Origin of the sequence: Candidatus Kapaibacterium sp. (assembly GCA_023957315.1) — a bacterium.
In the GTDB taxonomy this organism is placed as follows: domain Bacteria; phylum Bacteroidota; class Ignavibacteria; order Kapaibacteriales; family UBA2268; genus PGYU01.
The window spans coordinates 271,390-297,147 of the sequence record JAMLHE010000003.1 but is presented as its reverse complement, the minus strand read 5'-3'; the positions used below and the strand labels follow the sequence as shown (position 1 = coordinate 297,147).

The following is a 25,758-nucleotide window of genomic DNA, read 5'->3' as shown; positions in this document are numbered from 1 at the left end:
ACTATGACACTTTGTACAGCATACATACGCCAAGTCAACGATGCCGAAGAGCTGGTATTTGCTACCGATAGTTGTCTTACTGGTGGCGAAAAATGGAAACACGGCATCAAACTCTTCGAACTTTCACGAAAGGATTGTTTGCTTTGTTTTGCAGGCGATACTATGAGGGCTTATCCATTGGTTTTGAATTTGGTATCATCAATTCACTTGGATAAATACCTACAATCACCATCTGCAACACTTGAAGAAGTTCTTGAATTTATTTCTGAGCTTTTTACCAAATTGGTAAAAACCATTACTGAGATTGACAAAGCTCAAATCCATTTAGCAAGAGGTTCGGCTGAATTCCTTTTTGGTGGATGGGATTGGCAAAAGGGTGCAAACGGAGCTTTTAGAGTATGGAAGTTGTACTATTCAGAAGATGTTGAAGGTTTTATTTTTGATGAATTGACCAATGCAAGCAATCAAACCATCTTTTACACTTTCATGGGCAATGCAAGCTCGGTTGGCGATATAAAAAAGGAAGCCAAGAACCGATTCAATCAATTACTTCAAGACGAAGATAAAATCGGCTCAAAATTAGATATGGAACCACTTCGTATTTTATGCGGAATTTCACTTGACAAATCTATTAGAGAAGTCGATGGAAGCTTGCAAATTGCAAAGGTATACAAATCAAACCGCACAGAGTTTTTTGGTATTTATTGGGAGTCGAGCAAAGGCAAACCATGCTTTCAGGGACGGGAGTATAACGAAATCAATAAACCTATGGTACGCTATTTCAACCCAGATACTTTTGAAGTTCTTGAATCCGATTTACCAAACAAATTATTCAATATCAACGAAAATACTTATCAGGACAATTATGATTTTGTTCAATTCTGTTTTGATGAATCAGGTTTTTTAAAAGAAAATTTATCTGAAAAATCAAAACACGAATTAAGACTAATTTTAAAAGATGTCGCATACAGACAATTTCTTCTTAATCAAGATGTAGAACAAGAAAATATAGGGAAAAGTGAAGAAGCATGAGCATAACCACTGAAAAAACATTTGAAACTGCCTTAGTGCAAACCTTGATAGAGCAAGGGGGCTACACCGAAGGCAATGCCGCCGATTATAGTATTGAATTAGGAATGTTTAAATACGAAGTGATTAAATTTCTACAAGAATCACAGCCCAGAAGATGGGAAAAGATTGTAGCAATTCATGGTGCAGATACAGATAATCGGGTCATACAGCGACTTTATAAAGAATTGGATTTAAGAGGTAGCTTAGATGTACTTCGTAATGGCTTTGTAGATTATGGTGTACGTTTCCAAATGGCATATTTTCCCCCTTCTTCTGAACTCAATACAGAAGCAATTGGAATGTACAACAAAAACTCTTTGAAAGTATATCGCCAAATTTATTATAGCAATACTGTCAATAACTCAGTAGATGTTGTGTTGTCATTAAACGGCATTCCTGTGGCTACTTTAGAACTTAAGAATCAATTTACCGGTCAAAATGTGGGCAATGCATTAAAGCAATATAGCACTACCAGGGATTTTCGAGAAATACTTTTTGCTTTTAAGAAAAGAACATTAGTTCACTTTGCAGTTGACCAAGATGAAGTTTTTATGACCACAAAGCTGAATGGCAGTAAAACATATTGGTTGCCATTTAACAAAGGTAGCAAAAACGGCAAAGGCAATCCTCCAAACCCCAACGGCTATCGTTCAGCATACTTATGGGAATACATATTACAAAAAGATAGTTGGTTGGATATCATAAAGCAATTCGTGCATCTTCAAACAGAGGATATTGTAATTGAAGATAGATTAATAAAGAAAGAAAAACTCATATTTCCACGCTATCATCAATTGGATGCGGTCAGGAAAATTTGCAATAAGGTTTTGGAAGTAAAAACAGGCAAAAATTATCTTGTGCAACACTCAGCAGGCTCAGGCAAAAGCAATACTATCGCATGGTTAGCATATCGTTTATCAAGTTTGCATGATGAAGCTAATGTGAGAATTTATGATTCTGTGATAGTAGTTACAGACCGTAAAGTACTTGACCAACAGTTGCAAAACACGATTTATCAGTTTGAACATAAAACGGGCGTAGTGCAAAAAATTGATAAAGATAGCGAACAGTTATTAAATGCGCTTAAAGCCGGAACGAACATCATCATTACTACATTACAAAAATTCCCTTTTGTCATTGATAAAGCCAATGAAATACCTGAAAGAAAATATGCAGTTATCATAGACGAAGCCCACAGTTCACAAGGTGGTCAAGCGAGTAAGAAACTAAAAGAAGTTTTAACAGCTACATCATTAGAAGAAGCAATTGATGCAGATGCTTCGGATGATTATTCAGGGGATGATTTCATTAGGAATGAGATTGAACGGTCAGCCAAACTGCGCGGACAGCATAAAAATATTTCTTTTTTCGCATTTACAGCAACACCGAAATATAAAACACTGGAAGTATTCGGGGATAAAGATGAAGAAGGGAAGCCGAAACCGTTCCATTTGTATTCTATGCGTCAAGCAATAGAAGAAGGGTTCATTTTGGATGTCTTGCAAAATTACATCACTTATGGACTTTACTTCAATCTTACAAAAGCTATTGAAGATGACCCGAAGCTAAATAAGAGTAAAGCAGCTAAAGCAATAGGCAGGTTCGTTTCGCTACACCCTCATAATTTAGCTCAAAAAACAGCTGTGATAATTGAGCATTTCCGGAATATCGTATTAAAAAAAATAGGTGGAAAAGCAAAAGCGATGTTAGTGTGTGGGTCCCGGCTTCATGCAAAAAGGTATTATGAGGAATTTGGTAGATATATCAAGTCCAATGGTTACGATTCGGAAATAAAGATTTTGGTTGCTTTTTCGGGGAAAGTGGTTGATGATAATGCACCCGATGGTATATCTGAACCTCAAATAACAGGATATAGCGAAAAAGAATTGCCGTCGGTTTTCGAGAGAAACGAATATAAAATCTTGATAGTAGCTGATAAATATCAGACCGGATTTGACCAACCGCTACTGCATACGATGTATGTTGACAAAAAGCTATCGGGTGTTAAAGCTGTTCAAACCTTATCAAGACTCAATAGGATGCATTCTGGAAAAGAAGATACATTTGTTCTTGATTTTGTCAATGATAGACAAACAATTTTAGATTCTTTTCAACCATATTTTGAAGTAACTTCAACAACAGAAGAAACTGATATTAATCACTTATATGATTTAAAAGCTCGATTGGATGAATTCCAAGTCTATTGGACTCAAGAAATTGATTCTTTCGCCAATGTTTATTTCAATCCTTTGACCAAACTTGATAACCCAAAACATCAGAGACAATTATACGCTTTCACTGACCCCGCCGTTGACAGATACAGAGCGATTACCAATGATGATAAACAAGATGAGTTTAAAAAAGGATTACGTTCTTGGACAAATCTGTATGCTTTCCTTTCTCAGATTATGCCTTTCGTTGATACGGAACTTGAAAAGTTTTATGCTTATGCAAAGTTGTTACAAACAAGATTACCAAAGCGTGAATTGTCAGAATCGTTACATTTGGATGATGAAGTAGCTCTAGAATATTACCGTTTGCAAAAGATTAAAGATGGTACAATTGAATTGGAAAAAGGATTGATTGGCGAGTTGAGTGGCATTTCTGAAGCTGGTTTAAAAAGAAGTCCCGAGGAAGAAGCTTTTCTATCTGAAATTGTAAGTGTTTTGAATGACCGTTTCGGTACAGATTTCGTAGAAGCTGATAAACTGTTCTTTGACCAAATCGAAACTGAGTTAATGGCTGACGAAACCTTACAGCTACAAGCGAGAGTGAATAAGATTGACACTTTCAAATTTGCGTTTAACGACAAATTCATAGATAAGTTAATTGGTCGGATGGACCAAAATAAAGAAATATTCGAAAGAATAATTGAAGACAAAGAATTCGGTAGTGTCGTCACAGATTACCTAATGCGGAAAATACATAGGCAAATGAACGTAGTTGCATAATTAGTCATTTGTACGATGACAGAGAAGCGGGGTAGGGAAAATGAAATTTACTTGTTTCTATATAAACACTAATTGGAGAGTATTATGAGTGATATTCAACTACAAATCATTAGCGTAAAAAAACTGTTACAAGAGGATTTGAAAATCCCATCTTATCAAAGACCCTATAAATGGACTGAAAAGAACGTTCATCAACTTATTGATGATATAATTTTTCACAAGGACAAATCAGCATACCGATTAGGAACTGTGGTTATTCATAATGAAATGGAAGATAGTGAAACTAAGCTAAACATTGTAGATGGGCAGCAAAGAGCATTAACTCTTACATTAATTGCTTATGCCATTATTAAGAATTGTGAGGGAAAATTAGAAAAAATTATTATGAGAGGTGAAAAGCTCGATAGTTATAAGCCAAAACTTGTAAAGCTTTCTTTCGCTAACGACATTACAAAAGCGAATATTCAAAATAATTACAAAGTAATTGAAAGAAGAATAGATGACTTTGATGAAGAAACTATTCGCTTCTTTTACGAAAAATGTGAACTTGTAAAAGTTGTATTAATGGATATTTCAGAAGCTTTTCAATTTTTTGATTCTCAAAATGCACGTGGTAAAGACCTTGACCCGCATGACTTGCTTAAAGCATTCCATTTAAGGGAAATGAATAACTATTCAACTGAAGGAGAAAGGTTAGAGGCTGTCTATAATTGGGAAGCAACGGATAAAGATGAATTAGCAAAACTTTTTGCTCTCTATCTTTTTAGAATCAGAAATTGGAGCAAAGGTTATTCTGCAAGATACTTCACGAAAAACGATGTTGATGTTTTTAAAGGAGTAAGCCCTGATGTTAAAGAAGAGTATCCGTTCGCAAAGGCAAATCGGATAGCACATTTCTATACTGAGAACTATAAAAAATCATTTCATCGAGGTATTGATAAAATTCTTATGGAATACCCGTTTCAAATAGACCAAACTATTATCAATGGGAAAAGATTTTTCGAGATGATAGCTTTTTATGGTAGAATGGAAACGGCTATCAAGAAGAAAAGCAAAATTGATATTTTGAGTACTATAAAAAACTATGAAGGTAAATTTAGAACCGGAGACAAATATATACGAAATCTTTTTTACTGTGGATTGATTTATTATGTTGATAGATTTGGTGAACAAGATTTACAAAAAGCTATTGAAAAAATATTTGTATGGGCTTATACATTAAGGTTGAAATTACAAAGTGTAGGGCTTGATTCAATTGATAATTATGCGTTGGGTAAACACCAATATTCAAAGTTAGAATTGTTCAAATTAATTAGAGAAGCTGTTAAACCAACGGACATATTAAACATGAAATTAGAGATTTTGAAAGAAAACAAATCAACCAAAACAACCAAAATTGTTGAACATTTTAAGGTATTAAAATATTATGAGTGAAATAACTAAACTATATAGCATAGAAGAACTATTAAGTAAAGATAAATATGTAATTCCAATTTATCAAAGAGATTTTGCTTGGCGAAATCGTGAAATAACCCAATTGATTCAGGATATTGTGGATTATCTTAAAAAAGATAAGAACCCCATAAAAGATAAACCAAACTATTATATTGGGACATTGATAGTTTATGAAAGAAAAAATGGCGAGGCAATAGTATTTGAAACTATTGACGGACAACAGAGATTAACAACATTATCCATCCTTCTGAGTTTAATCAAAAATGAATATAGAGAATTGGACTTAACTTGGTATAAGGAAATGAACCTACAGTTTGATAGTCGAAAACTGTCCACTCAAACATTGCAATATATGTTTAATGGTGATTCACTTGACGAAAAGGAATGCAATGTTGCCATAAGACAAGGGTATAAGGATGCAAAAAAAGCATTGAAAACGATACTCCAAGGCTTCAACTTATCAATAGAAGATTTCTACAACTATCTTATAAAAAAAGTCAGTATTTTGAGGGTTTTGGTTCCAGAAGACACGGATTTGAATCATTATTTTGAAATAATGAATAGTAGAGGTGAGCAGTTGGAAAAGCATGAAATTTTAAAAGCGAAATGCTTAGAAATTCTTGATGAAGAAGATAGATATGCATTTAGTTTGATTTGGGAGGCATGCTCGAACATGGAAAAATATGTCCAATATGGCTTTAACGTTACCCAAAGGGATATTGTATTTGGTAACGATTACAGTAGCGGCACCAAATGGAATAAACTAATCAGTTATGAAGATATTTATAGTAAATTAGGAATCACTACAATAGAAGAAACCCATTCAATTGAAGTAAGTGAAAAAATTAATTCAACAATCGAAGAACTTTTAGAACCAGCTTCCAAACTCTATACAGAACAATCCACACAGAAGGATGACACCTCAGAAAGGTTTAATTCTGTAACTAATTTTTCTAATTTTTTATTACATATTCTAAGGATACAAGTAAATCAGGCTGTAACAATCTTAGATGAGGAGAAATTAGATGATAAGGTTAAAGATGTTCCATTAGACGACAAACGTTTAATCGAACTATTTGAACCAATTTTAAAGAATCCTAAGAACAATAAAGAGTCTGTGAAAAATTTTGTAAAAAATTACGGTTATAATCTGTTAAAAGGGAAATTCCTTTTTGATAAATATATCATTAAAAGAGAATTCGCAAAAGGAACAGACAGTTGGAGTTTAAAACAACTAAAATGGTATGAGCAAAACAAAAATGCCAGCTACATAAACACTTTTGGAAGTGGTGACAATAATGAAGATGAAAACAGAGAAATATTAATGTTACTTTCAATGTTTCATGTTTCTAATCCAACTTTAGTTTACAAGCATTGGTTAAATGCAGCATTAAAATACGTTTTTGAAAATGAAAATATAACAGCTAAGAAATACAAAGAATATCTTGAAGATTTGGCAAAAACTTTTTTGTACGATAGGTTTATAGCTAAAGAAGCAAAAGAGTACTTTGAAATAGTTTTTATGAATGATGGTCTGTGTCAAAATACAAAAAATGAAATCGACCCGGAAAAGCTTAATCAAGGCACATCTGTAGAAAATTTCATTTTCAATTATCTTGATTATTTGTTGTGGCAAAATTATCGTAGCGGTAAAGAGTGTTTTAAGATTGAAAGCGAAAAACCATTTGAAGATGTAAGAATTAAAGACTTTAAATACACATCTAGAAGTTCTGTTGAACATTATTACCCGCAAAATCCAATTGAAGGTAATCCGAAAATTGAAGATAGATGGCTAAACCATTTTGGAAATCTATGTTTGATTAGCAATAGTAAAAATTCGCGTTTGAGTAACTATATGCCAATTGCAAAAAAAGACCATTATCATAAAAGTGCAACACTCGATAGTATTAAACAAAGAATAATGATGGAGTACAACGATTGGGACACATTAGGCGATAACTGCAAAAACGAAGTTGAAGAACATGGGAATAGAATGATACAAATATTGATAGACTAAACATGATTACACACTTTGACCTTCCCCCGATATAGCGGACAATAGGTAACAAGATGAAACAGATTAAATTTGACAGAAAAGTAGGTTAAAAAATGAAAAAAGTTAATAAAAATTTTATTCAACATATTTCGGATAATCACGGTGAAAGTAGTGAGGAGTATTTGAAAGATGCTGCACCACTAATTGGAAAAATCATCATTGAATTCAATTCCTTAGAAGTTATCCTGAATGGTACAATTTGCGAAATGATAAACAAACGCACCGAAACCAATCGCCTCATGCAAGAAATAGTTAAAGTGGGAGTGAAGTGATGACAAAGAAAAACATATCCTTTTTTATGGGTAGCGGATTTTCTGTTCCAGCAGGCTATCCAAAGATGCAAGAAATTGACCTTGCAATTTGCTATTCGACAGGAGCATTTATCGTTGAACATGATTTGAATTCTAAGATACGTACAAAAGATTATTTGTTTTATTTCAACATTATCAATAAATATTTAGATTTTTGCTCACAAAGGATTTCAATTTATAAAAACAAAAAAATAGATTTGAACTATGAGATTGTTTATTATGAAATAAATAGATTATTTCGAATCATGAAAGATGGTTCTGATTTATTGTCAGACCCCATTCTTAATGAACTGCAAACCATTTTAAGTGTGCATAGTAAAGAATTTGAGAAAATAGATTATTTCAAGCATGTTCTTGATAGCTATTGCCACAATATTTCAAAAAATGTGTTATTGTCCTTGATGTCAAAAAGTCCTACAAATCTTAATAAATATGATGGATTCAACTCTTTTATAAAGAGACTATCTAAATTTAATATAATAAATTCATACTGTACAACAAATTATGATTTGTTGATAGAAACGTTATTAAGTGAACAAGGCTTGAAATATCATGAAAATTTTCGAAAACTGTTAAAGGGCGATTTACCAAAGTTGTGCAAAGGAAGGAATATGATTAAATTGTATGACAGTAAAATGAATTTTGCTCAAGAAGCTCCAAAGCTACTAAAACTTCATGGTTCAATAGATAATTTTCTATTATCTGAAGATATTGGAGCCCCGGAATTTCAAAAGGGGCATACAATAAAAAGTCCAAATCAATATGAATTTAAGCAAGAATTAGGAGTCAATTCAACTTTTAAAACAAGTGATGCCCCTGAAATACTTATTGGCACTAAAAATAAATTGGAAGAGTACCACCAATTTTATTATTCTCGAACATTCAATAAGTTTTTACAATGTTTGGATGAAACTCATATTCTAATTATTATTGGATATGGGTTCGGAGATTATGGTATAAACCAAGCCTTTTGGAATTGGCTTTCCAACAATGAACCTGCAAAAATGTTTATTATTGACATTTCTAATTCATTAGCTGACTTTGTAAAATCCAAACACAACCCTAAACTATTTCGTCATTACAACTCGATTAAAAGAGGCAAGAAGCTCCTTTATTTTAAAGGCGGAGTCGAAAACGCCGATTATGAACAAATTTTTGCAAGAATCAATGAAATTATTAGAAGATAATGATATTTTATAATTTAACTTTAGATTCTAATCGTTATAAGTTGTATTCTTCACTCGCCATTTTTCAAGGGAGATAACCAACCAAAAGGAATATATCCCTATTGTAACTATGCTGAGCAGTATCCATTTAATCCATTGCCCGAACAAATCGGTAGCATTCCCAATGAACTTCAACCTTCTGCCGTTGATTACAGTATGATTGATGCGCCATCTGTATATTTTGCACATAATCCAAGGATAGCCGAGCCCTATAGTACATATGATAACAAAAAACCCTAATATCTTCAATCCAATTAGGGATGATAAACCTCCATCGAAGTATGATTCTTGCACTTCTTCCATCTGACGATTGTTGATTGTAGATTCTGACATGATATTACCTTAAAAATATTTATGAAAAATGAACTTATCCAAACTTAAGTTTTATGATGACAGAATACGGCATTTGTAACATGGATAAATATAGCCAAAATTTACCTATATTTAATATAGTTTAGAAAGTTCTAAATTATTCTTGGAATAAATTAAATATAGTTTGGAAATGTCAAAAATATGTTATATTTTTACATGTGTGTTAAACACAAACTATTAAAAACAATTTATAAAGGGTATTTGAAATGGAAACTGTAGAACCGATGCAAAACATCAACGTTAAGATGTTCGACCTGAAAAAAAACGCTATGGCAGTAGTGAATCCTATGAATCTTATTGAAGAAATCTTGCTTTTTGAATTCATAGAATTAGAGCAAGTCGCTACACAAGGTGAAATTGCTAATGCTAAAGACGGTCAGATTTTCACTCTCGAACATTTGAGCTTTGAACAAAATGACGATGACAGAATTTATCATACCTACATCGAGGGTGAAAAAGTGGCAATCACAATTAATAATGACTACCTAAAGATTGAAGCTACTTTGGGTGAAAAACACTCCGAAAAAGTAGTTTCCATTGCCAAGTTGATTGATGAAACCGTGTACATCGGCGATTTGTTTTTTGGACTTTTGGAACTTGTTGAAATCAAATTAAAATAAGCTGACTAAGTCCGGAACTTTGGGAGGTTACAGCCTCCCTTAGATTCGTTTGAATGAGAAAAAGAATATTTGAATATGAGCATTTAGAATTGTAATTTTGAACAAACTGTTATAACAATATTTGAGTGAGTATATGAAAGAGAAAGTCAATAAGAAATTAGTTGTCTATTTCAACCCGCCGGAAGACACTTGGAAAGAAATAAAAGAAAGAGTTGGCAATGATGAAGAACCGGTGCATCAAACCGCTCGACGTGACATGGACCGCTACTATAAAATGTTAAAATACGCTATCCGTGAAGTGGAATTTACAGAAACTGAAGCGTTGTTGATTTGCCATGCTCTAAAAGGAACTTTGTTTGATGACTTAACAATCAGATTGATGTACGCTTCGGTTGAAGATGCTATCAAACATGATGGCTTGGATAAGGAATATGATGTTGATGGTGCTGAATTAGTAGTTAAACTAAAACATCTTAGCGTGGGAGCTTTATATGCCGTCGCTGATGCCGTTGAACGTTGGTGGTTGATTAATCATACTGATAACACAAATAATACCGAAAAACTCAAAAGTGTTGGGTTGATTAGGTAAATTTTTTATAAATCAAAGGGCTACTTAAAATGGGAACATTATTTGAACAAAAACCTCGTAATTATCACAGTTGTGATAAAATAGAGGATGTTATTTCAGAAATCGAGGCATTAAAAGACATTCAGAAGAAAACCGGATTAACCTATGACCAAGTTCTTGAGACTTGCAAAATGCTCGAACTCCGCCGTAAAAACACACTCTATGTTGAAAATGGAGATACATTCGATGAACAAATGGGAGGTTTCGGGGAGCTATTCAAAGACTTTAACGAAAGGATTTCGACATATTTAGACGCGATTGCAATGGCATTAGAGACGAAATAAGGCGTAAGTGTCAAAGATAAAAGTTTGCGTTTTGCACCTGCGATACTGCATGTCGTTAAAAATATTACTTTTGTTCTAAGATATAACGAATATTCTTTACATTTTAGGCGATTCTTATGAAAAAGTCAATATTTTTATTAGTGGTAATTACAACTCTATTTCTTACTTCCTGTGGCACGGATAACATTGTAAATTCAGAATACTCAAATTACGATGGACGGTATCTAATGCTTGGTTGGGGTAAACCTTATTTTACTATTGCAGAGCATGAAGATGTTCAGTTTAGAAATACTTATATCAAAATCGGCAAATATGTATTCGACGGCACTTGGAGCGACATAATCACACATGACGGCGATAGCCTTAAACGTCAGTTTATCAGCAGGTATGACGGTCCAACTAATTACAGCAACGAAGCGTTGGTTTTGCAAATTAAGTTTTACTTCCCTAATCCGAAAATTACAGGCTCGTTCCATATGACAATCCGAGATATGGTTGACGAAGAGGACGTAATCAGTTATGATGTATCCGCCCATGAGGTAAAGCAATAAAATTTATCCGATTATCACCAAAAGCCACTACTGCAGTGGCTTTTTTTGTTTAGCCCTTTAGGTACACAGGTAGCTTCTTTTCGATAATATCAAGTACTAAAATAAGGTCATCTTGGCTAATTACCAAATAAGGTCGTGCCGGGATGTAAATATCATGTGGTTTGGTCTTACCCAAAACCTTGTAACCACGACCCTTTTTTAGGAACTGTATCTTTCCCGATTTCATGTCTTTTTTCAATCTGTAACCGTATTCAGTTCCCCCCGGATGCTTAATTGTACCACCAAATTGATGTATAGCGGCGTATGGTGCATTTGCCGATATAAACACTTTACCGTTACGTGCGAATACATCTATAGAAGCCCTAAGATTCTTGTTTCGGTTTAATGTAGGTTCATCGGAGTAACCTAATTTTCGATATCCCTTCTTGGTATTTTCTGCGAGTTCTGCCCACTTTTGAGTGCCACCCGAAAACAACCCGATTTCATCTTTTTTGCCGTCCCAACGTCCACCAACATCAAAGTTTTTCGCTATTGACAGTTCAATCATATCGGCAATATCAGTCATAATCTCATCAGCAAGTGGCGGTTTTAATCGCCCTAAGCGTTGATTGATTATTTTGATAACATCGTTAAACGATTTTACATTCATTTTCTACTCCTTAGCTTCTGTCTGACCATAGCTTTTAATATTTCTCTCTTCAATTCCGGGCTATACTTTGCCATGTCAGGCTCATAAACCTTACCCGGACGAAAACCGAAATTGTCAATACTTTCCTTTAATTCATCAGTCATCTTGAGCGTACTTGAATCCGACAGGGTGTAACCACCGTTTTTGAATTCTGCTTCTGTCATCGGTATAGGCGAACAATCACAACCATAATCAGCAGGGGGGAAGATTGTCGTATCTTCTACCTTGAACACTTTGCCATGCAATAGCGTATGGTCATGCCGTTTAGTATTGCGTTCAATTTGATTCCATTTCCAATAGGGGTGAGTGTCTTTTCGGCGTAACATTGTTTCATAGAACCCCTGCGAATGAGCAATTTTCATGTTTGTATCGAGCGTAACTTTAAAACGATTTCCGGACCCAATCCAACCCTTTTTTCTAAGCCGTTCAACTAACTCAGCGTTCGCTTTTTCGAGTGGCACTCCATTTTCTTTCATGTCAACTACAGCTTTGTAAATGTCTTGCAGATAATCAGCTTTTGTAATACCTGCAACGGTAAAAGCTGTATCGTGACTTTTGTCCTTTAGTGTTTGCCAATCGTCAGCCGACACAACGTTTTTGCCTCGATGCAACAGATACTTCAGAGCCTTCTCAGGTTTAGCTTTTAACAGCTTTATAAGCAATGCTTTATTTCGCATCTTTAGCTCCCTCTACTCTTCCGAAACCCTCACTAACAAACAATAAATGCTCTAATGCTTTCATTAGCTTATCGCTATTTAAATCAGGGTACAAACCAAATACCTTGTCTTCAATTTCTTCATAGCTTTTTGCCCCTTCAATTGCCTCAGAAACAACTTTTAACATTTCTTCACCTATTGAGCCGAATTCCTTAGCTTGCTCGTCATGCTCGTTAAATGCGGGTGTTTCTTGTTTATTTTCAGGTTCTTCAGGAATGTAAAATTCATCATCTTTCAAGCCATATTTTTTGTAATGTTCCTTGGTAAACACAATCTTTCCTGTCGATAGCAATTTCGAATCACGCTCAGCTAACGCCAAATTAACATCATCTTCTTCGTACATTCCAAAGTATGGCATACGTTCAACACTTTCAAAGTTATATTCGACTAACCACTGTATCAAAGTATTGAATGTTTGTTCAATTAATCGCATATCACTTTCAACAAGTTCTTGCCTTACATCCATATGAACTTTACCAAGTGCGAATGTTCCCTTGTCACCCTGTTCTGTGCTTAATGTTTGCGACAATACCGCTTTGGAGATTTCAGCATTCATAAAGCCCACAACTTGCTTGTAAGTCTCACCTGATTGAGTGCTACCTGCGCTAATTGCTTCAATCTTTTCACCTGCCAACGAATCTAATGAGAATACACCTACACCACCACCGATTAATCCCGATAAAGCAGATGCCAAATCTTCAGGGCTGTAACTTGGGGCTGTTTTATCCAAAATACCAAGCAGATATGGACTGCCATATTTTTCACAATACCGAGTCCAGAACTCCATTACGGCTTTTTTATACACCCATGGCCAAAAGCAATTTGATAATACACCCCGACCATAGGGATTTCCGCCTGTGTCGTTATGCTTAACAACAATGAACTTCCGAGAGTGGGGGACATCCCTTACACCTCGTCTATCATAAACAAGATTTTCATCACTATCAAACTTAAACCAATGTGGAGGTTTGCCGACTATTGCCGATGGAATCAAAAAATTTCCTTTCCATACTTCATTTTCAACATCCAATGTTCCGACTTCATGCCAATATATTTCCATTGGTTTGTAACCATACAGCACAGCATCAAGCATTTCATCAATTACTTTGTATAAGTTTAGCTTACTGAATAACGCCTTAATGAATTTACTTTCCCGTGTTGGTTCTAAACCTCTGTCAATATCCCATTCTAAGCATTCAGTCCCGGATTTTCGCGATTGAACACAGCTAAATACATGACCGTCATAAAGCAGTTTGTAGTATTCATCAACACCCTTGTTTTTTCCCCTCAAAACTGCATCAGGATTTTGAAGTTCATTAAATGCCATCTCCATGTAGTCAGCACCTGCCGTTACACCCAACAAACCGTCGGTTTTTTGATTCTCGGTATTTGTTTGTGCTTGTACCGGCTCTTTTTCAGAAACCTGATCCGATTTCTTGGTAAAAAAATCTCGAAATTTCATTATAATGCCCCTTCGTATATTGATTGATTTTGTCTAAATGTCGTTAATTGCTTAGTTGAAACCTTGTTAATATTCGTTTGCAAGGCTCTGTATTTTGGTTCAAGGATTTGTAGCATGATAGTTAGCGTATCAACTTGGTCCTTGAATTTACTGCCCGGGAATTCAGAATGTTCAGTTATAAAATCATCTAACCAATGTGCATCTTTTGGCAGATAAACTAAACCGCTCTCGATTTTGGGTGATTGTTGATGCGCCCGAACAACCTTATCCATCGTTTCGATTTCTTTCAGAGGGAGCTTAGTTTCACGCTTTAAACTTTGCAATAAACTACGCCCACTCGCCGCTTTTTCAATAGCTACGAATGCCGGATTATCGTTTGTGTATAGTTCTACTGATTTCTTTAGCAAATCGGGATAGATTAACCGTTGTTTGAATCTATTCAAGATGTAATATCCTTTACTGTTTACGCCACCTGTCAAACAGACTGAATAAGCATTTGAATCACCCTCCTCATATGCAGTGTCCCATACTTGAATTTTCAAATCAAGCGTTGGTTCGATAGAGAAGTATTGCCACCATGCTGGATTAAATATCATACTCTCAGGGTCAACAGGATTTTGCCTTATTTGAGCCGAATATCCATAACTCCCCATTTCAGTTCTAATGTCATTCAACGCACTTCTGTTTAACCTTACAGGGTCAAGCAAACCGTCAACATACATGTTTTTCAGTTCAGGTGGGTTTACATCATTTGTTAGTTCGCCCGGCAAACAGATATGCTTAACATTGCCTTTTTTTAGCATTTGAGCCGTTGGGTCATCTGCATGCAACCGTTGCATAACCAAGATTGTCAAGGTGATGTTATTGTCTCGTTTACGCCGTGATAATGTAGTAGCTAAAACTCGATTAGCTTTATTACGCTTTGCCGTTGAATGTACTTCCTCAGCACTAATCAAGTCATCACCAATGATAATATCTGCATGTTTACCTGTTATAGTGCCAAAAATACCTGTTGCAGTTCGAACTCCATGATTGGTATTTTCATATTCTGTTGTTTGGTCCTTATCTCGTCTAAGTTTGATTTCCGGATACATGGCTCTGAATAAATCCGAGCGGATTATATCGCGAGATTTCAATGCAAAGTCAGCCGCTAAGTTCTTTGAATAACTTGCTGTCAACACTCGCATTGATGATTTTAATATCCAAACATAGACAGGTAAAAAGATTGAGAATATACGGCTTTTTGATGAACCGGGAGGCACATTAAAACATAAGTCATACAGCTTAGGTTTACCCTCAGCTACTCGCTTAACTGCAATCTGAACTTCATCACATAGGTATTTGATATGCCAATTGTCAATGAGTGGGGTATCTTCGATTGCATCCCAATAATAGCGTACAAGGCTGTAAAAGTCATCTTTGAACATGTCTGCCAATAGCTTAACCGATGCTTCGCTTATTAGCATTATCTTGTCAAGAGGCAACATTGACTTTCTCCATAATCTTTGCCAATGCCATAAGCTCATTAACATTAAGTTTCATCATTTCCTCTAATTCTGCCTCAGTTAATTGCCCTCTAAGGTTATCATCTACCATTACACCACCCCAACCTCTGTCTTTTGCCTTAGCTTTTAACCACTCCAGCAATGCCTTTAAATCCGGTTTGTGTTCAATTTCGGTTACTTCTAACAGCTTAACTTTTTTGCCTTGATGTGTTATTACTTCCCGGGTCTTAGTTTGCTTAGTCTTAACCCCTGTAAACAGCTTAATAATCGTACTTTCGGCAAAGTCTTTCAAACTTTCGGTTACTTCATCAATCTTTTCGGCAAAGTCTTTATCATCTTTCAACCATTTGTAATATGCACCTCTACTGATACCTGTCTTTCGACACGTTACAGCGACATTTAAAGCATTTTTCGGAAACAGTTCGAGAAATATTTGCTTTGTCTTATCAGTTGACATATTAAACAGTTACACCGATTAGTTAATAAAAATAATTTGACACTTGTAAAATAAACCGTTTGACAGTTGTAAAAAGAAACTTATATTTGTAATGAATAATTCACAAAGGCACAAAAAATGATAATCAAAGCGAGCAACACCATTGCACATGAGTACTTTCAGGGTACAATCAGAGCAACCTATAAGTTTTTAATCAATCATATCAACAAAGAGCATTTCGTGGTCGAACTAACTAAAGAAAAAACCATTGATGCTATCGAATTTCTTGAAAATTACAATGAAATTAGGGCTCATTACACCCCAAAATCAGAAATTGATTGATTAAATCGCATAAAACAGTTAATTTCGTATTTTACAGTTGAACACAAATACGGAAAAATGAGTAGCTATACACAAAGTCAAATTGTCAAAGAATTAGCATCGAGAAATGTTTTTATTACTCGACAGGCGTTGCATGCACACAAAAAGAAGTATCTTAAGCCCAGAATAGACTACATCGAAGATACCGTCACATTGTTCACGCAACGTGGCTACAACAAAGTGATTAAGTTTTACACTGAGAGTTGGAATCATAATAAAGACCGCATTTCTGACGATTAATCTTGTAAATTACATTGTTGTCATCATCTACACCGATAGGATATAAAACTCCCTCAAAGTAGCTGTATGGTGATTTGTGATTTTTAGGCGTATTCCAGATTTCTTTGACATACTCGTACAAGGTTTGTGTGTACCGCTGAGCTCGTACTTTGTTTGAATTAGTATTAAATCCTGTTGCATTGTAGAATTTCACGTCATAAGCGATGTCTCTTAGGTCTTTTTCTATGTCTTTCCAATACACCAACCCATCTTCACGATTCCGGGCAACAATCAAAGCTTCTGTAAATTGTCCTTGCGATACATTCCATTCCGGAGGCACACCACAGCAACTTGTAAAATCACATTTTTCTTTGTGATGGGCATCACTGACATAGAACCGCATACCCAAGTTGTGGGCAATATTTCGCATATCTTCGATTATGGGCTTCTTGAATTGATAATTTAATCGACGGTAACCTGAACCTTTGGAATTTTCTTTATAGAAATCCCATAAGTCAACACCTGCCCACTTTGACATCTCTTTGTACTTGCTTTTTAGCCGTTCATCTGCCCTTGTTTCAAGACAAAAGAACTCAGTTGTTACGCTATCTGCACCCGCCTGACCTGCCCTTGTGATTGTTTCTTTGTAATCATCTGATATTCCAACGATGTAAGGGCGTAGCCTTAAAGTAACTTTTATGCCAACATCGGTTAGTTTCCGAATAAGCTCAAACCGTTCTTTGGGACTTGCCACACCACGTTCAATGGCTTTTGCTTTCATGCTATCGGATGTGATGATGCTTATTTTGAAATGCCAATTATGAGCGTGCCGTTTGATAATATCAAAATAACGCTTGTCATCGGCAAACCAAGTGCCTTTTGTCGAGAATGACAAGGGGTAATCGTATTGGTCGAATATCTTCATAAACTCCAGACTTGTACCATATCGCTTCTCAAAACCATCAAAAGCATCAGCAAGACCACCCCATTGGATTACTGTTTTGTTCCGAACATAGTTATAAAATTGCTGATTGTACTTTGGTAGCTTCTCAGGTTCGCCCTTCAGGGCGTGTTCAAGCAAGGTAGCTACCTTTCTCGGACTTGCAGACTTAACCTGACGTTGCAGGTATATCTTGGAACTGTGACTCTTCTGGTTAAACGAGAAGCAATACAAGCAGTTGAATGAACAACTCGAATAAGTATCAAAAGTCATCGGCATCGAACAGTCGCAAATTTCGGCTGACCAACGTGGGGATTCGTAATCTTGGGGTATTATGTTTTTATTATTTGGCATTTCTGACCTTTACTGATTAGCATTTTTACGTTGTTTAGGGTTTTAGTTCGGGTCATTTTTAGGAACTTTAGGCTAATTTTGCTATTTGCGTTTTTTAAACGGTTTAAACTTTCAAATAAGGGGCAATATAGGGCGACTATTGAAAGTTTACACCCTAAGCTAAGTAAATATGTCAAAAAACTGTTATTGTTAATTCTATCACCCTCTACGACCGTAATTTTATAATCCCTATTTTCGGATATAAACTTTTTAATTTTGGGCAAAGAATTGTACGCAAGCGTATCTGTACCCTTGCAACGGTCATTTGTCGTATAATCACCTATTAGGCACGTCACGCCGTCCGTAGTGTGCTTTATGGGTTCAGTTACCAGCTTCATTTTGTCGTTAAAGTATTTGTTCATCACATAGGTAGTTTTGCCTGCTCCGGCTTGACCTATCACAACTTCAATTGTCATTTGGTGACTTGTCATTCTGCGACCTGTAAAAACTCCGACTTGATTTCTAAGTCACCATTGATGAGCCTTGAAAATCCCTTGATTTTAGGTTCTTGAAGTCCAATGTTAGCCAAGAAAGTTTCTGCTATTTCTTTGGTGCTAAAAGCTATCTCACAAAGTATGCTCCTGCCGTCCTTGTCACCCTCTACATGTTCCATGTCATCAGGTTCACCCTCGCTTTCGTCATTAAAGCTAAAGTTGTCATCCAAGTCAAGTAAAATTCCAAGTTCACCACTTTCAAAACCTGTCAGCGTTAAGTCAATACCGAAATCCCTTAATCCCAACAATTCAGCCTTCAACTTATCCATATCCCAATCAGATTCACCAACTTTGTTATCTGCAATCCGGGCGGCTCTCTTTTGTTCTTCAGTCAAATCATCTCTAACAATAACAGGTATTGAAGGCTTCTCTAAGTAGATTGAAGCGAGTTTACGCTTATGTCCTTTGATTAAAATATTGTTTTCATCAACCACCACCGGTACATCAAATCCAAATTCTTTGATTATATTTGCCAGAGTGATTATCTCTTCATCTGTGTGAATCTTTGTGTTGTTTTCGTAATCAACCAGCTCATGCGGGTCTAAGTATATAAGTTTCAATCCCATTGATACTCTCCATTATCGTAAATACTGCAAAGTATAACTAAATCTCATCACAATTAAATGCGTGCTTTACTACGTAAAACACTTACAGCAACTAAGTTTACAGCATTCAATAAAGCTATCCAAACACCTTACATTCGTAGTGAATGTAAATTATTTTTTGGACAATAATATGAACAATTGGATAGCAATTTTCAAACCCGGCACTCATACCGACGCCGCAGGCAATACTCGGACTTGGTCTGATAATGATTTGCGTAATATGGTGAAGATGTACAATGAACAGTCACCCACCGAAAAGCATGATGCACCAATCGTTAAGGGACACCCTAAGACTGATGACCCTGCAATGGGTTGGGTTGATTCGCTTAAATATGAAAGTGGTAAACTTTGGGCTAAACTTCGCAATTTGCAAAATTCATTTGTAGATGAAGTCAAATCCGGTGCTTATAAAAAAGTTTCCGTCAGGCTGTACCCCAACAATATGCTCCGTCATGTGGGCTTCTTGGGAGCTACACCACCTGCTATAAAAGGCTTAGGCGATGCTGAATTAGCTGAATATATCGGGTTTGTGTTTAATGAAGATGAAATCACTACAAGTGATATTGATTTTTCAGAACCAAAACCTGAACCTGAAGTTCCGGCGGTTGTAGTACCTAACGAGAAACAACCTGAAACACAACCAAAACAACAAGACAATTCAAATAACTTTAATCAAGGAGATTATGCTATGGATTTTAATGAACTTAGGGATTCGTTCTTCGCTAAACTGAAAGAACAAACCTCAGATGATACATATGCAAAGACTTATAAAATATTCTCTGAAGTGTTTAGCTCGATGAAAACTAAACCGACTGAAAAAGCTGACCCTAAGTCAGACTTTATGCAATCAGATGAATATAAAGCAACGCAAAAACGTATCGTTGAACTCGAATTGAAGAATCGCCAACACGAGATTGCTTCATTCATCGAAAAAGAAACTCCACTCGCTGGTATTGCTAAAACTAAGGCTTCAAGTGTCTTGGAAATGGCTTACCGTGTCGATAATCCGGTGGTGACTATCAAGACTTCCCATTAGATTTAAACTTTAGTGAAGAAGACAAGAAGAAATCTGCTAACGAATTAGTAAAAGAATTTATGCGTACCCTGCCGAAAATCGTAGAATTTTCACAGTACGAAAAGGGTAACGACCACGATGATAACACTGTAGATGCAATTGGTAATGCTGTAGTAGAAGCTCAAGGAGGCAAGTAAGATGTTAAATTATGGAATCGCAGATTTGGGTACAAAAACCCATAAACATGACATATTCGCAAGTCATGCCGAAACAAAAGAAATAACCGACCTCACGATTGGCTCAGGTCAAAACCTCCTTCGTGGTGCTATGCTTGGTAAACAAACCATAGGTGCTTTTGATGAAGTAACTTTCCAAGCAGGTGCAGGAAATACCGGTGACGGTGTTTTAACTCTCGCAGACCCCGCTCATGGTGCAGGCGTCAAAGCAGGCACTTACAAAGCAGTGTTTGTTGAGCCTGTAACTGACTTAGGCTCGTTTGTTGTTGAAGACCCTGAAGGTGTTATCGTTGGTTCAGGTAAAGTTGGGACTGCTTTTGATGGCGTTGTGAAGTTCACAATTGCCGACGGTGCAACAGATTTTGTAGCTGGTGACAGCTTTGATATCGCAGTTGCTCTCGTTTCCGGAAACAATAAACTCTACCTCTGGAATCCGGATGCCGTTAATGGTGTTCAGAATTTAGTTGGTATTCTCGGATGTGCCGTAGACGCAACCGAAGGAGATGAAAAAGGATTCTGCTATGTAGCAGGTGAATTCCTCTTATCTGCACTCACCGCCGCTTCAGGTGTTACTATCGAAGCAGGTGTTTATAATTCAGGTTCTATCGTAATTAAAAAGGAGATTGACTAATGTCTACTATAATGCTTGATATGTTTGATTCAAGGTCTATGACTGCCGCTGTGGTTAAAACTAAAGTGTTTGAGCCATTTATATTGAAAACCCTATTCAGTCCACCTGAAGGGCATGCGGCTGATAAAATTGACCTTGAAGTAATTACACACTCAGAGAAATTGGCAAAGTTCGTGAACCAAAGTGAAGGTCCGCACTTGCTGAAAAAAGATGACCGTTTTTATCAAACCGTATCACTTCCAAGAACTTATGAAGAATACATCTTCACGGCTCAGGAACTTGCAGATTACAACGCTTTTGGTCAGTTATACGACCAAAACCCTGCGAGAAAAGCTGAAGAAGCTAACAAGTTTGTTGTAAGACACTTGGAGTATTTGAAAGAACGTGCTATGCTCAGACGTGAATGGATGGCTTGTAAAGCTATTGCCACAGGTAAATGCGAAGTATCTCAATCTAACATCGCTTTCAGTATTGATTATTTATTTGAAAATAATGTTCATTTAACAGACTTAGGTGCTAACAACTATTGGGATGATACTACACCTGATATTTTGAAAAATATTAGCGATTGGAAACGTGCTATGCTACGCCGTGTAGGTAGAACTCCGGATATTGTTATTTTGGGTTCTGATGCACGAGATATGCTTGTTTCAAACGAAGCTGTTAAAAAAGCACTCGACACGAACAATTATCGCATCGGCAGTATTGACCAATCAAAACTTCAATCCGGAGCCGCTGATTACATTGGAAATATTCTTGGGCTTGACTTCTATGAGTATAACCAACAGTTTGTAGCTGATAATGATATTGCAACAGACCTTATCCCTGCCGATAGAGCTATTGTTACCTATCGCGCGAATAAGAACAACCGTGTTCATTATGGTCCGGTGCATCAAATTGTCAACAAGAAACTTAATACTATCATCACGGAATACAACCTCGATGTTGAAGAAAAGAACAAAAAGACTTTAAGCTGGACTTTGGAACAAAAATCATTGCCTGCAATTCATAATGCAGATGCTTTTATTTCTTGTCAAGTTATTAGTTCATAGTGGTTAATTTAGGATAGGGTATCAACAGGGTATCGGTAGGGTATGTATAGGGTATAAGGATTTTAGGGCATTCGAACTATATATATTGTATTAGTATATTATATTAATTTATATTATAGTATATTAAGGATTACCTATCGATAGGGTATCGATACCCTATATATACCCTCTCCAAAGTAGCCACAGGAGCGAGTTTATAAAAAAGCAATAAAAAGTGATATTTCCATCTAAAGCGTGAAAAAATTGTAATTTTACCGTAAAAAAAATTGAAATTGATGCAAAATTGACAAAATATTAACTCGCAAAACAATCAAAACAACGAAAATTGATGCAAAATTGATGTGGAAATCATCAAAAATGATGCAAAATTGATGTGAAAATCATCAAAAGTGATGCAAAAAATTACATCAAAACGTACAAAAAATTGATTCGCAACCAAAAATTTGAGTGAAAAAAACCAATTATGCCTTATTGTGATGTATCAGATGTGGTCAAAAATTTGTCAGAAGAGAAGGCAAAAAAGCTCTCGAATGACATTGATGCTTCAAAAGTTGATGAAACAGTCATTAATGAATGTATTATTAATGGCGCATCACTCATTGACGGCTATTTGAGAGGTCGTTATACTGTGCCGGTAGATGAACAATCTGGTGAATGTATATTAAAAAATCTGAACATTGATTTAGCAGTAACCGAACTACATGAACGGCGTGGTAAATTAGCTCCGGATTTGATTAAAGAGCGTAAAACAAAGTCACTTGAACGATTACTCTTGATTCAAAAAGGTGTAATTCTGATAGCAGTAAATGAGAAACCTGTTAATCATCGCGTAACGATAGCAATATCATCACCTAAGCAGGTGTTTACAGATACATTTTATAGCGAGATGCCATAATGGAGCGTGAACTAAAACAAGCTGTATTAAAGCATTTACAGAATGAGATTAGCCCTCTCGATGCTGATGTTCAATTTATGCCCGAAGTGTATAAAAGCAAAGATGAAGATGAAGCAAGGGATGAATATTTACAGCATCCACATGCCAGCATCTTTCTTTACAATATGGGTAGCGTTGGCAGTAGAAAGAATTTAGGTTCTCATACAAATTCAATTTCAATTGGAATAACAATTTACGGCAATTCGGAATCACATCAGAGATACGGCACAGAGGCTTTAGCTGAAAGAATAAGAGCAATATTAACAGTATTCTGCCCTGAATTAAGTTCAGGGGTAGTAGAGCCTGCTGAATGGGTCGCAACTGACCCATTACCAAGCATAGATGACGGAACTATACTATTAGGGATGAAATTTACTTACAACGGATTATACTTTAACGGACAATGACATTAGAACAAATATCTTATGGAATTCTTGCCATTTTTTTGGCAGCAATAGTTTCATCCATTTCAACGGTTTTAATCCAGATTTGGATAAAATCCGGAACAACTACCGAAAAGAATGCTGAAAAGGATGAAATACGGATTGCGAGTGAAATTAAATCATTGAGAGACATTATTGATAAAATTGAAGAATTATTGATAGACATCAGGTTGTTCATCAGGGGTCAGGAAGAAAAAAACACTAACAATGAAAATAATCTCAAGGCTGTTTGGAAAACAATCGGCGAAATCAAGCAAAACCTAAATGATTTATCGAAAGATGTTTACCAAAACCAACAAAATATTCATGAATTGATGAATAAACAAGATAAGCTGATAGACACCACAAACAAGCACAGTGACAAGTTAAAGACACTAAACGACATTTACAATAGCGTTAAAAATAGAGTTAAAGATTTAGAGAGTGTATAAAAATGGAAAAGACAACTGAAAACATCGGAAAATTAATGACGGCAATTAATTCATTGTTGTCATACGCAAATGAATCAGAACTCGAACTCGAAGCGAGTGGTAAAACAGATTTACTGCTTCTTGCTAAAGAGATTCGGATATTGACCTTAGCGGCTAAAGAAGAAGCGAAATCAATAACTGATAATCAACAAGATGAACTAAGCCTCAAATTTGGCGAACAACTCTTTAAATTGTTAAGGAGTTAATCATGACATACGATGAACGCTTAACTCAGGTGGAAAGCAAAGTAGATGAAGTTCTTGCAATCGTAAGACCTAAAGAAGCGAAAACCGAACCGGACCCAAATCAAATGATTATGGATGAACTTGGTGGCATTTCAAACGAAGTAGATATGCTGATTGACAAGGTTGAATCGGTACGTAAAGACGTTCAAACTGCAATCGAACAACCTTTTGAGCTAACAGAGGAGTTGACCGAAGCTGACAAAAAATTCAACAAACGACGTAACATTTATGTTATAACATCATTGCTTGTCACAGGCGGAATGACATTAATATTCTGGCTCAACTTCTTACCACTGTTTTCTATTGCAGTTGGATTGTTTTTATCCTCTGGGATATTAGCCCTATTATTGGTTAAAGACGAATTTGTATTACCCGGTAACACAATTAAAAGGATAGCACAAAATGCGATTGCTTCCGCTATATTTATTCTTGGTTTTGTTATTCTTATTGGCATTGGTATTTGGGTCGGCAATTCCCTCATCACTGACAGAAGTCAGAGCGAAGAGTATAAAGCACCAACTGCTACAGAGCGAACAGTCGAAAGAGCAAACACAGGAGACACAGAGGAGTGATATTCCTTACCATGTTAAGCTCATGCTTGAATGCCTTGATGTTGTTGAACAACCAAAAGGCTCAAATCGTGGTGACAGTATTGATGTTTGGCGAAAGATGTTCGGATTTGACACTCCTGTGCCATGGTGCGGAATCTTTGGGGGCTTGAAATCAAAAGAGGGCAAAGCATATCCGATCGTATTTTCAGCAAGGGCAAAAGACTATGCTTTAATTGGATTTTCCTATACCATAAGCGATGTCATTTACGGCAACTATATCCCAAAAGCGGGTGATTGGAGAGTAAAAGGGAGAGCCGGCGGTCACCACGTTGACACATTCGTAAGTTGGGACACGGCAAACCAAAAAGGCGTCATAATCGGGGGGAACGTAAATGATGCAGTGCAAATGAGGGAGATAACTTTGAGAAGTATGATAGCAGATGGAACTACACATATTGTTGACGTAACAGGTTTTTATGATTGGTTAAATAACGAGAAAGATAATGATGAGATTTACGAAACTTTTGAAGGTATTGCAACATTCTATTCCGATTATTTCGACGGTCGCCGGACTGCTTCTGGAGAAATATATAGGCATGAAGCTTTCACAGCAGCAAGCAAAGACCTTGCCTTTGGCACAAGAGTCCGAGTCACCAACAAACGAAACGGGAAAAGTGTTGAAGTTGTGATTAATGACAGGGGTCCCTATGCCAACAATGCTATAATAGATTTGAGCAAAGCGGCTGCAGATTCAATTGAAATACGAAAAGGAAAAGTGCTTGTAGAAGTGCTTAATTATTAAAAATATTTGGAGTAT

30 protein-coding genes are annotated in these 25,758 nt (G+C 36.1%); 21 read left to right on the top strand and 9 right to left on the bottom strand.

From position 1 onward, the window contains the following. Window positions 1-3 precede the first annotated feature (3 nt). The 6 genes from M9949_04825 (at window position 4) to M9949_04800 (ending at window position 9,031) form a co-directional block, all read left to right on the top strand. On the top strand, window positions 4-1,032 hold the full coding sequence (locus M9949_04825) for a hypothetical protein (protein MCO5250730.1): 1,029 nt from the start codon (window positions 4-6) through the stop codon (window positions 1,030-1,032). Beyond that, a complete protein-coding gene (locus M9949_04820) occupies window positions 1,029-4,022 on the top strand; it encodes a DEAD/DEAH box helicase family protein (protein ID MCO5250729.1) in 2,994 nt (997 codons plus the stop codon). Before M9949_04825 ends, M9949_04820 begins: the two co-directional genes overlap by 4 nt. An 84-nt stretch (window positions 4,023-4,106) precedes the next feature. Then, window positions 4,107-5,456, top strand: coding sequence for a DUF262 domain-containing protein (locus tag M9949_04815; protein MCO5250728.1), 1,350 nt, complete (start codon window positions 4,107-4,109; stop codon window positions 5,454-5,456). Further along, the gene (locus tag M9949_04810; GenBank protein ID MCO5250727.1) at window positions 5,449-7,494 is read left to right on the top strand and encodes a DUF262 domain-containing HNH endonuclease family protein; all 2,046 of its coding nucleotides are present in this window, start codon (window positions 5,449-5,451) and stop codon (window positions 7,492-7,494) included. Before M9949_04815 ends, M9949_04810 begins: the two co-directional genes overlap by 8 nt. Before the next feature lie 92 nt (window positions 7,495-7,586). Beyond that, window positions 7,587-7,805 carry a hypothetical protein gene (locus M9949_04805; GenBank protein MCO5250726.1) on the top strand — a complete coding sequence of 73 codons (219 nt, stop codon included), beginning with the start codon at window positions 7,587-7,589 and terminating at the stop codon, window positions 7,803-7,805. Further along, on the top strand, window positions 7,805-9,031 hold the full coding sequence (locus tag M9949_04800) for an SIR2 family protein (GenBank protein MCO5250725.1): 1,227 nt from the start codon (window positions 7,805-7,807) through the stop codon (window positions 9,029-9,031). The genes M9949_04805 and M9949_04800 overlap by 1 nt, the downstream gene beginning before the upstream one ends. A gap of 27 nt (window positions 9,032-9,058) precedes the next feature. On the opposite strand, the gene M9949_04795 is transcribed toward M9949_04800, so the two are convergent. Next, window positions 9,059-9,403 carry a YjgN family protein gene (locus M9949_04795; protein ID MCO5250724.1) on the bottom strand — a complete coding sequence of 115 codons (345 nt, stop codon included), beginning with the start codon at window positions 9,401-9,403 and terminating at the stop codon, window positions 9,059-9,061. Window positions 9,404-9,648: 245 nt separating this feature from the next. Here M9949_04795 and M9949_04790 point away from each other — a divergent pair, with 245 nt between their 5' ends. From M9949_04790 to M9949_04775, 4 genes are all read left to right on the top strand, one after another. Continuing rightward, a complete protein-coding gene (locus tag M9949_04790) occupies window positions 9,649-10,062 on the top strand; it encodes a hypothetical protein (GenBank protein MCO5250723.1) in 414 nt (137 codons plus the stop codon). Window positions 10,063-10,195: 133 nt separating this feature from the next. Further along, on the top strand, window positions 10,196-10,651 hold the full coding sequence (locus M9949_04785) for a hypothetical protein (GenBank protein ID MCO5250722.1): 456 nt from the start codon (window positions 10,196-10,198) through the stop codon (window positions 10,649-10,651). A 29-nt stretch (window positions 10,652-10,680) separates the two neighbouring features. Then, entirely contained in the window at window positions 10,681-10,974 is a 294-nt protein-coding gene (locus M9949_04780; protein MCO5250721.1) for a hypothetical protein, read from the top strand. A 116-nt stretch (window positions 10,975-11,090) separates the two neighbouring features. Further along, on the top strand, window positions 11,091-11,525 hold the full coding sequence (locus tag M9949_04775) for a hypothetical protein (protein MCO5250720.1): 435 nt from the start codon (window positions 11,091-11,093) through the stop codon (window positions 11,523-11,525). A gap of 49 nt (window positions 11,526-11,574) precedes the next feature. Here M9949_04775 and M9949_04770 read toward each other — a convergent pair whose 3' ends face one another. Genes M9949_04770 through M9949_04750 form a run of 5 tightly spaced genes read right to left on the bottom strand, consistent with a single transcriptional unit; the run spans window position 11,575 to window position 16,353 of the window. Beyond that, entirely contained in the window at window positions 11,575-12,174 is a 600-nt protein-coding gene (locus M9949_04770; GenBank protein ID MCO5250719.1) for a phage virion morphogenesis protein, read from the bottom strand. Next, complete coding sequence (locus tag M9949_04765) at window positions 12,171-12,890, bottom strand: phage minor head protein (GenBank protein ID MCO5250718.1); 720 nt, start codon at window positions 12,888-12,890, stop codon at window positions 12,171-12,173. Before M9949_04765 ends, M9949_04770 begins: the two co-directional genes overlap by 4 nt. After that, window positions 12,880-14,391 (bottom strand): DUF935 domain-containing protein, encoded by a 1,512-nt coding sequence (locus tag M9949_04760; protein ID MCO5250717.1) that lies wholly within the window; start codon window positions 14,389-14,391, stop codon window positions 12,880-12,882. The genes M9949_04765 and M9949_04760 overlap by 11 nt, the downstream gene beginning before the upstream one ends. Next, complete coding sequence (terL, locus tag M9949_04755) at window positions 14,391-15,878, bottom strand: phage terminase large subunit (GenBank protein ID MCO5250716.1); 1,488 nt, start codon at window positions 15,876-15,878, stop codon at window positions 14,391-14,393. The genes M9949_04760 and terL overlap by 1 nt, the downstream gene beginning before the upstream one ends. After that, window positions 15,865-16,353 carry a hypothetical protein gene (locus tag M9949_04750; protein ID MCO5250715.1) on the bottom strand — a complete coding sequence of 163 codons (489 nt, stop codon included), beginning with the start codon at window positions 16,351-16,353 and terminating at the stop codon, window positions 15,865-15,867. The genes terL and M9949_04750 overlap by 14 nt, the downstream gene beginning before the upstream one ends. A 117-nt stretch (window positions 16,354-16,470) precedes the next feature. Between M9949_04750 and M9949_04745 the strand changes: the two genes are divergently transcribed. Both M9949_04745 and M9949_04740 read left to right on the top strand, forming a co-directional pair. Continuing rightward, complete coding sequence (locus tag M9949_04745; protein ID MCO5250714.1) at window positions 16,471-16,674, top strand: hypothetical protein; 204 nt, start codon at window positions 16,471-16,473, stop codon at window positions 16,672-16,674. Between the two features lie 57 nt (window positions 16,675-16,731). Beyond that, the gene (locus M9949_04740; GenBank protein MCO5250713.1) at window positions 16,732-16,953 is read left to right on the top strand and encodes a hypothetical protein; all 222 of its coding nucleotides are present in this window, start codon (window positions 16,732-16,734) and stop codon (window positions 16,951-16,953) included. Here the strand turns inward: M9949_04740 and M9949_04735 are convergent. Genes M9949_04735 through M9949_04725 form a run of 3 tightly spaced genes read right to left on the bottom strand, consistent with a single transcriptional unit; the run spans window position 16,898 to window position 19,325 of the window. Next, on the bottom strand, window positions 16,898-18,226 hold the full coding sequence (locus M9949_04735; protein ID MCO5250712.1) for a hypothetical protein: 1,329 nt from the start codon (window positions 18,224-18,226) through the stop codon (window positions 16,898-16,900). The genes M9949_04740 and M9949_04735 overlap by 56 nt on opposite strands. Continuing rightward, complete coding sequence (locus tag M9949_04730) at window positions 18,205-18,696, bottom strand: hypothetical protein (GenBank protein MCO5250711.1); 492 nt, start codon at window positions 18,694-18,696, stop codon at window positions 18,205-18,207. Before M9949_04730 ends, M9949_04735 begins: the two co-directional genes overlap by 22 nt. Beyond that, on the bottom strand, window positions 18,693-19,325 hold the full coding sequence (locus M9949_04725; GenBank protein MCO5250710.1) for a ParB/Srx family N-terminal domain-containing protein: 633 nt from the start codon (window positions 19,323-19,325) through the stop codon (window positions 18,693-18,695). Before M9949_04725 ends, M9949_04730 begins: the two co-directional genes overlap by 4 nt. 169 nt (window positions 19,326-19,494) lie before the next feature. Between M9949_04725 and M9949_04720 the strand changes: the two genes are divergently transcribed. The 9 genes from M9949_04720 (at window position 19,495) to M9949_04680 (ending at window position 25,743) form a co-directional block, all read left to right on the top strand. Then, on the top strand, window positions 19,495-20,400 hold the full coding sequence (locus tag M9949_04720; GenBank protein ID MCO5250709.1) for a hypothetical protein: 906 nt from the start codon (window positions 19,495-19,497) through the stop codon (window positions 20,398-20,400). Window positions 20,401-20,577: 177 nt separating this feature from the next. Further along, on the top strand, window positions 20,578-21,246 hold the full coding sequence (locus M9949_04715) for a head decoration protein (protein ID MCO5250708.1): 669 nt from the start codon (window positions 20,578-20,580) through the stop codon (window positions 21,244-21,246). After that, window positions 21,246-22,298 carry a major capsid protein gene (locus M9949_04710; protein MCO5250707.1) on the top strand — a complete coding sequence of 351 codons (1,053 nt, stop codon included), beginning with the start codon at window positions 21,246-21,248 and terminating at the stop codon, window positions 22,296-22,298. The genes M9949_04715 and M9949_04710 overlap by 1 nt, the downstream gene beginning before the upstream one ends. Before the next feature lie 463 nt (window positions 22,299-22,761). After that, window positions 22,762-23,193: a DUF1320 domain-containing protein gene (locus M9949_04705; protein MCO5250706.1), complete on the top strand. Its 432-nt coding sequence runs from the start codon at window positions 22,762-22,764 to the stop codon at window positions 23,191-23,193. Further along, the gene (locus M9949_04700) at window positions 23,193-23,639 is read left to right on the top strand and encodes a hypothetical protein (GenBank protein MCO5250705.1); all 447 of its coding nucleotides are present in this window, start codon (window positions 23,193-23,195) and stop codon (window positions 23,637-23,639) included. The genes M9949_04705 and M9949_04700 overlap by 1 nt, the downstream gene beginning before the upstream one ends. Continuing rightward, on the top strand, window positions 23,636-24,106 hold the full coding sequence (locus M9949_04695; protein MCO5250704.1) for a hypothetical protein: 471 nt from the start codon (window positions 23,636-23,638) through the stop codon (window positions 24,104-24,106). Before M9949_04700 ends, M9949_04695 begins: the two co-directional genes overlap by 4 nt. A gap of 2 nt (window positions 24,107-24,108) precedes the next feature. Further along, on the top strand, window positions 24,109-24,351 hold the full coding sequence (locus tag M9949_04690) for a hypothetical protein (protein ID MCO5250703.1): 243 nt from the start codon (window positions 24,109-24,111) through the stop codon (window positions 24,349-24,351). 2 nt (window positions 24,352-24,353) lie between these two features. Further along, window positions 24,354-24,962: a hypothetical protein gene (locus M9949_04685; GenBank protein MCO5250702.1), complete on the top strand. Its 609-nt coding sequence runs from the start codon at window positions 24,354-24,356 to the stop codon at window positions 24,960-24,962. A 22-nt stretch (window positions 24,963-24,984) separates the two neighbouring features. After that, entirely contained in the window at window positions 24,985-25,743 is a 759-nt protein-coding gene (locus M9949_04680) for a septal ring lytic transglycosylase RlpA family protein (GenBank protein MCO5250701.1), read from the top strand. Window positions 25,744-25,758 lie beyond the last annotated feature (15 nt).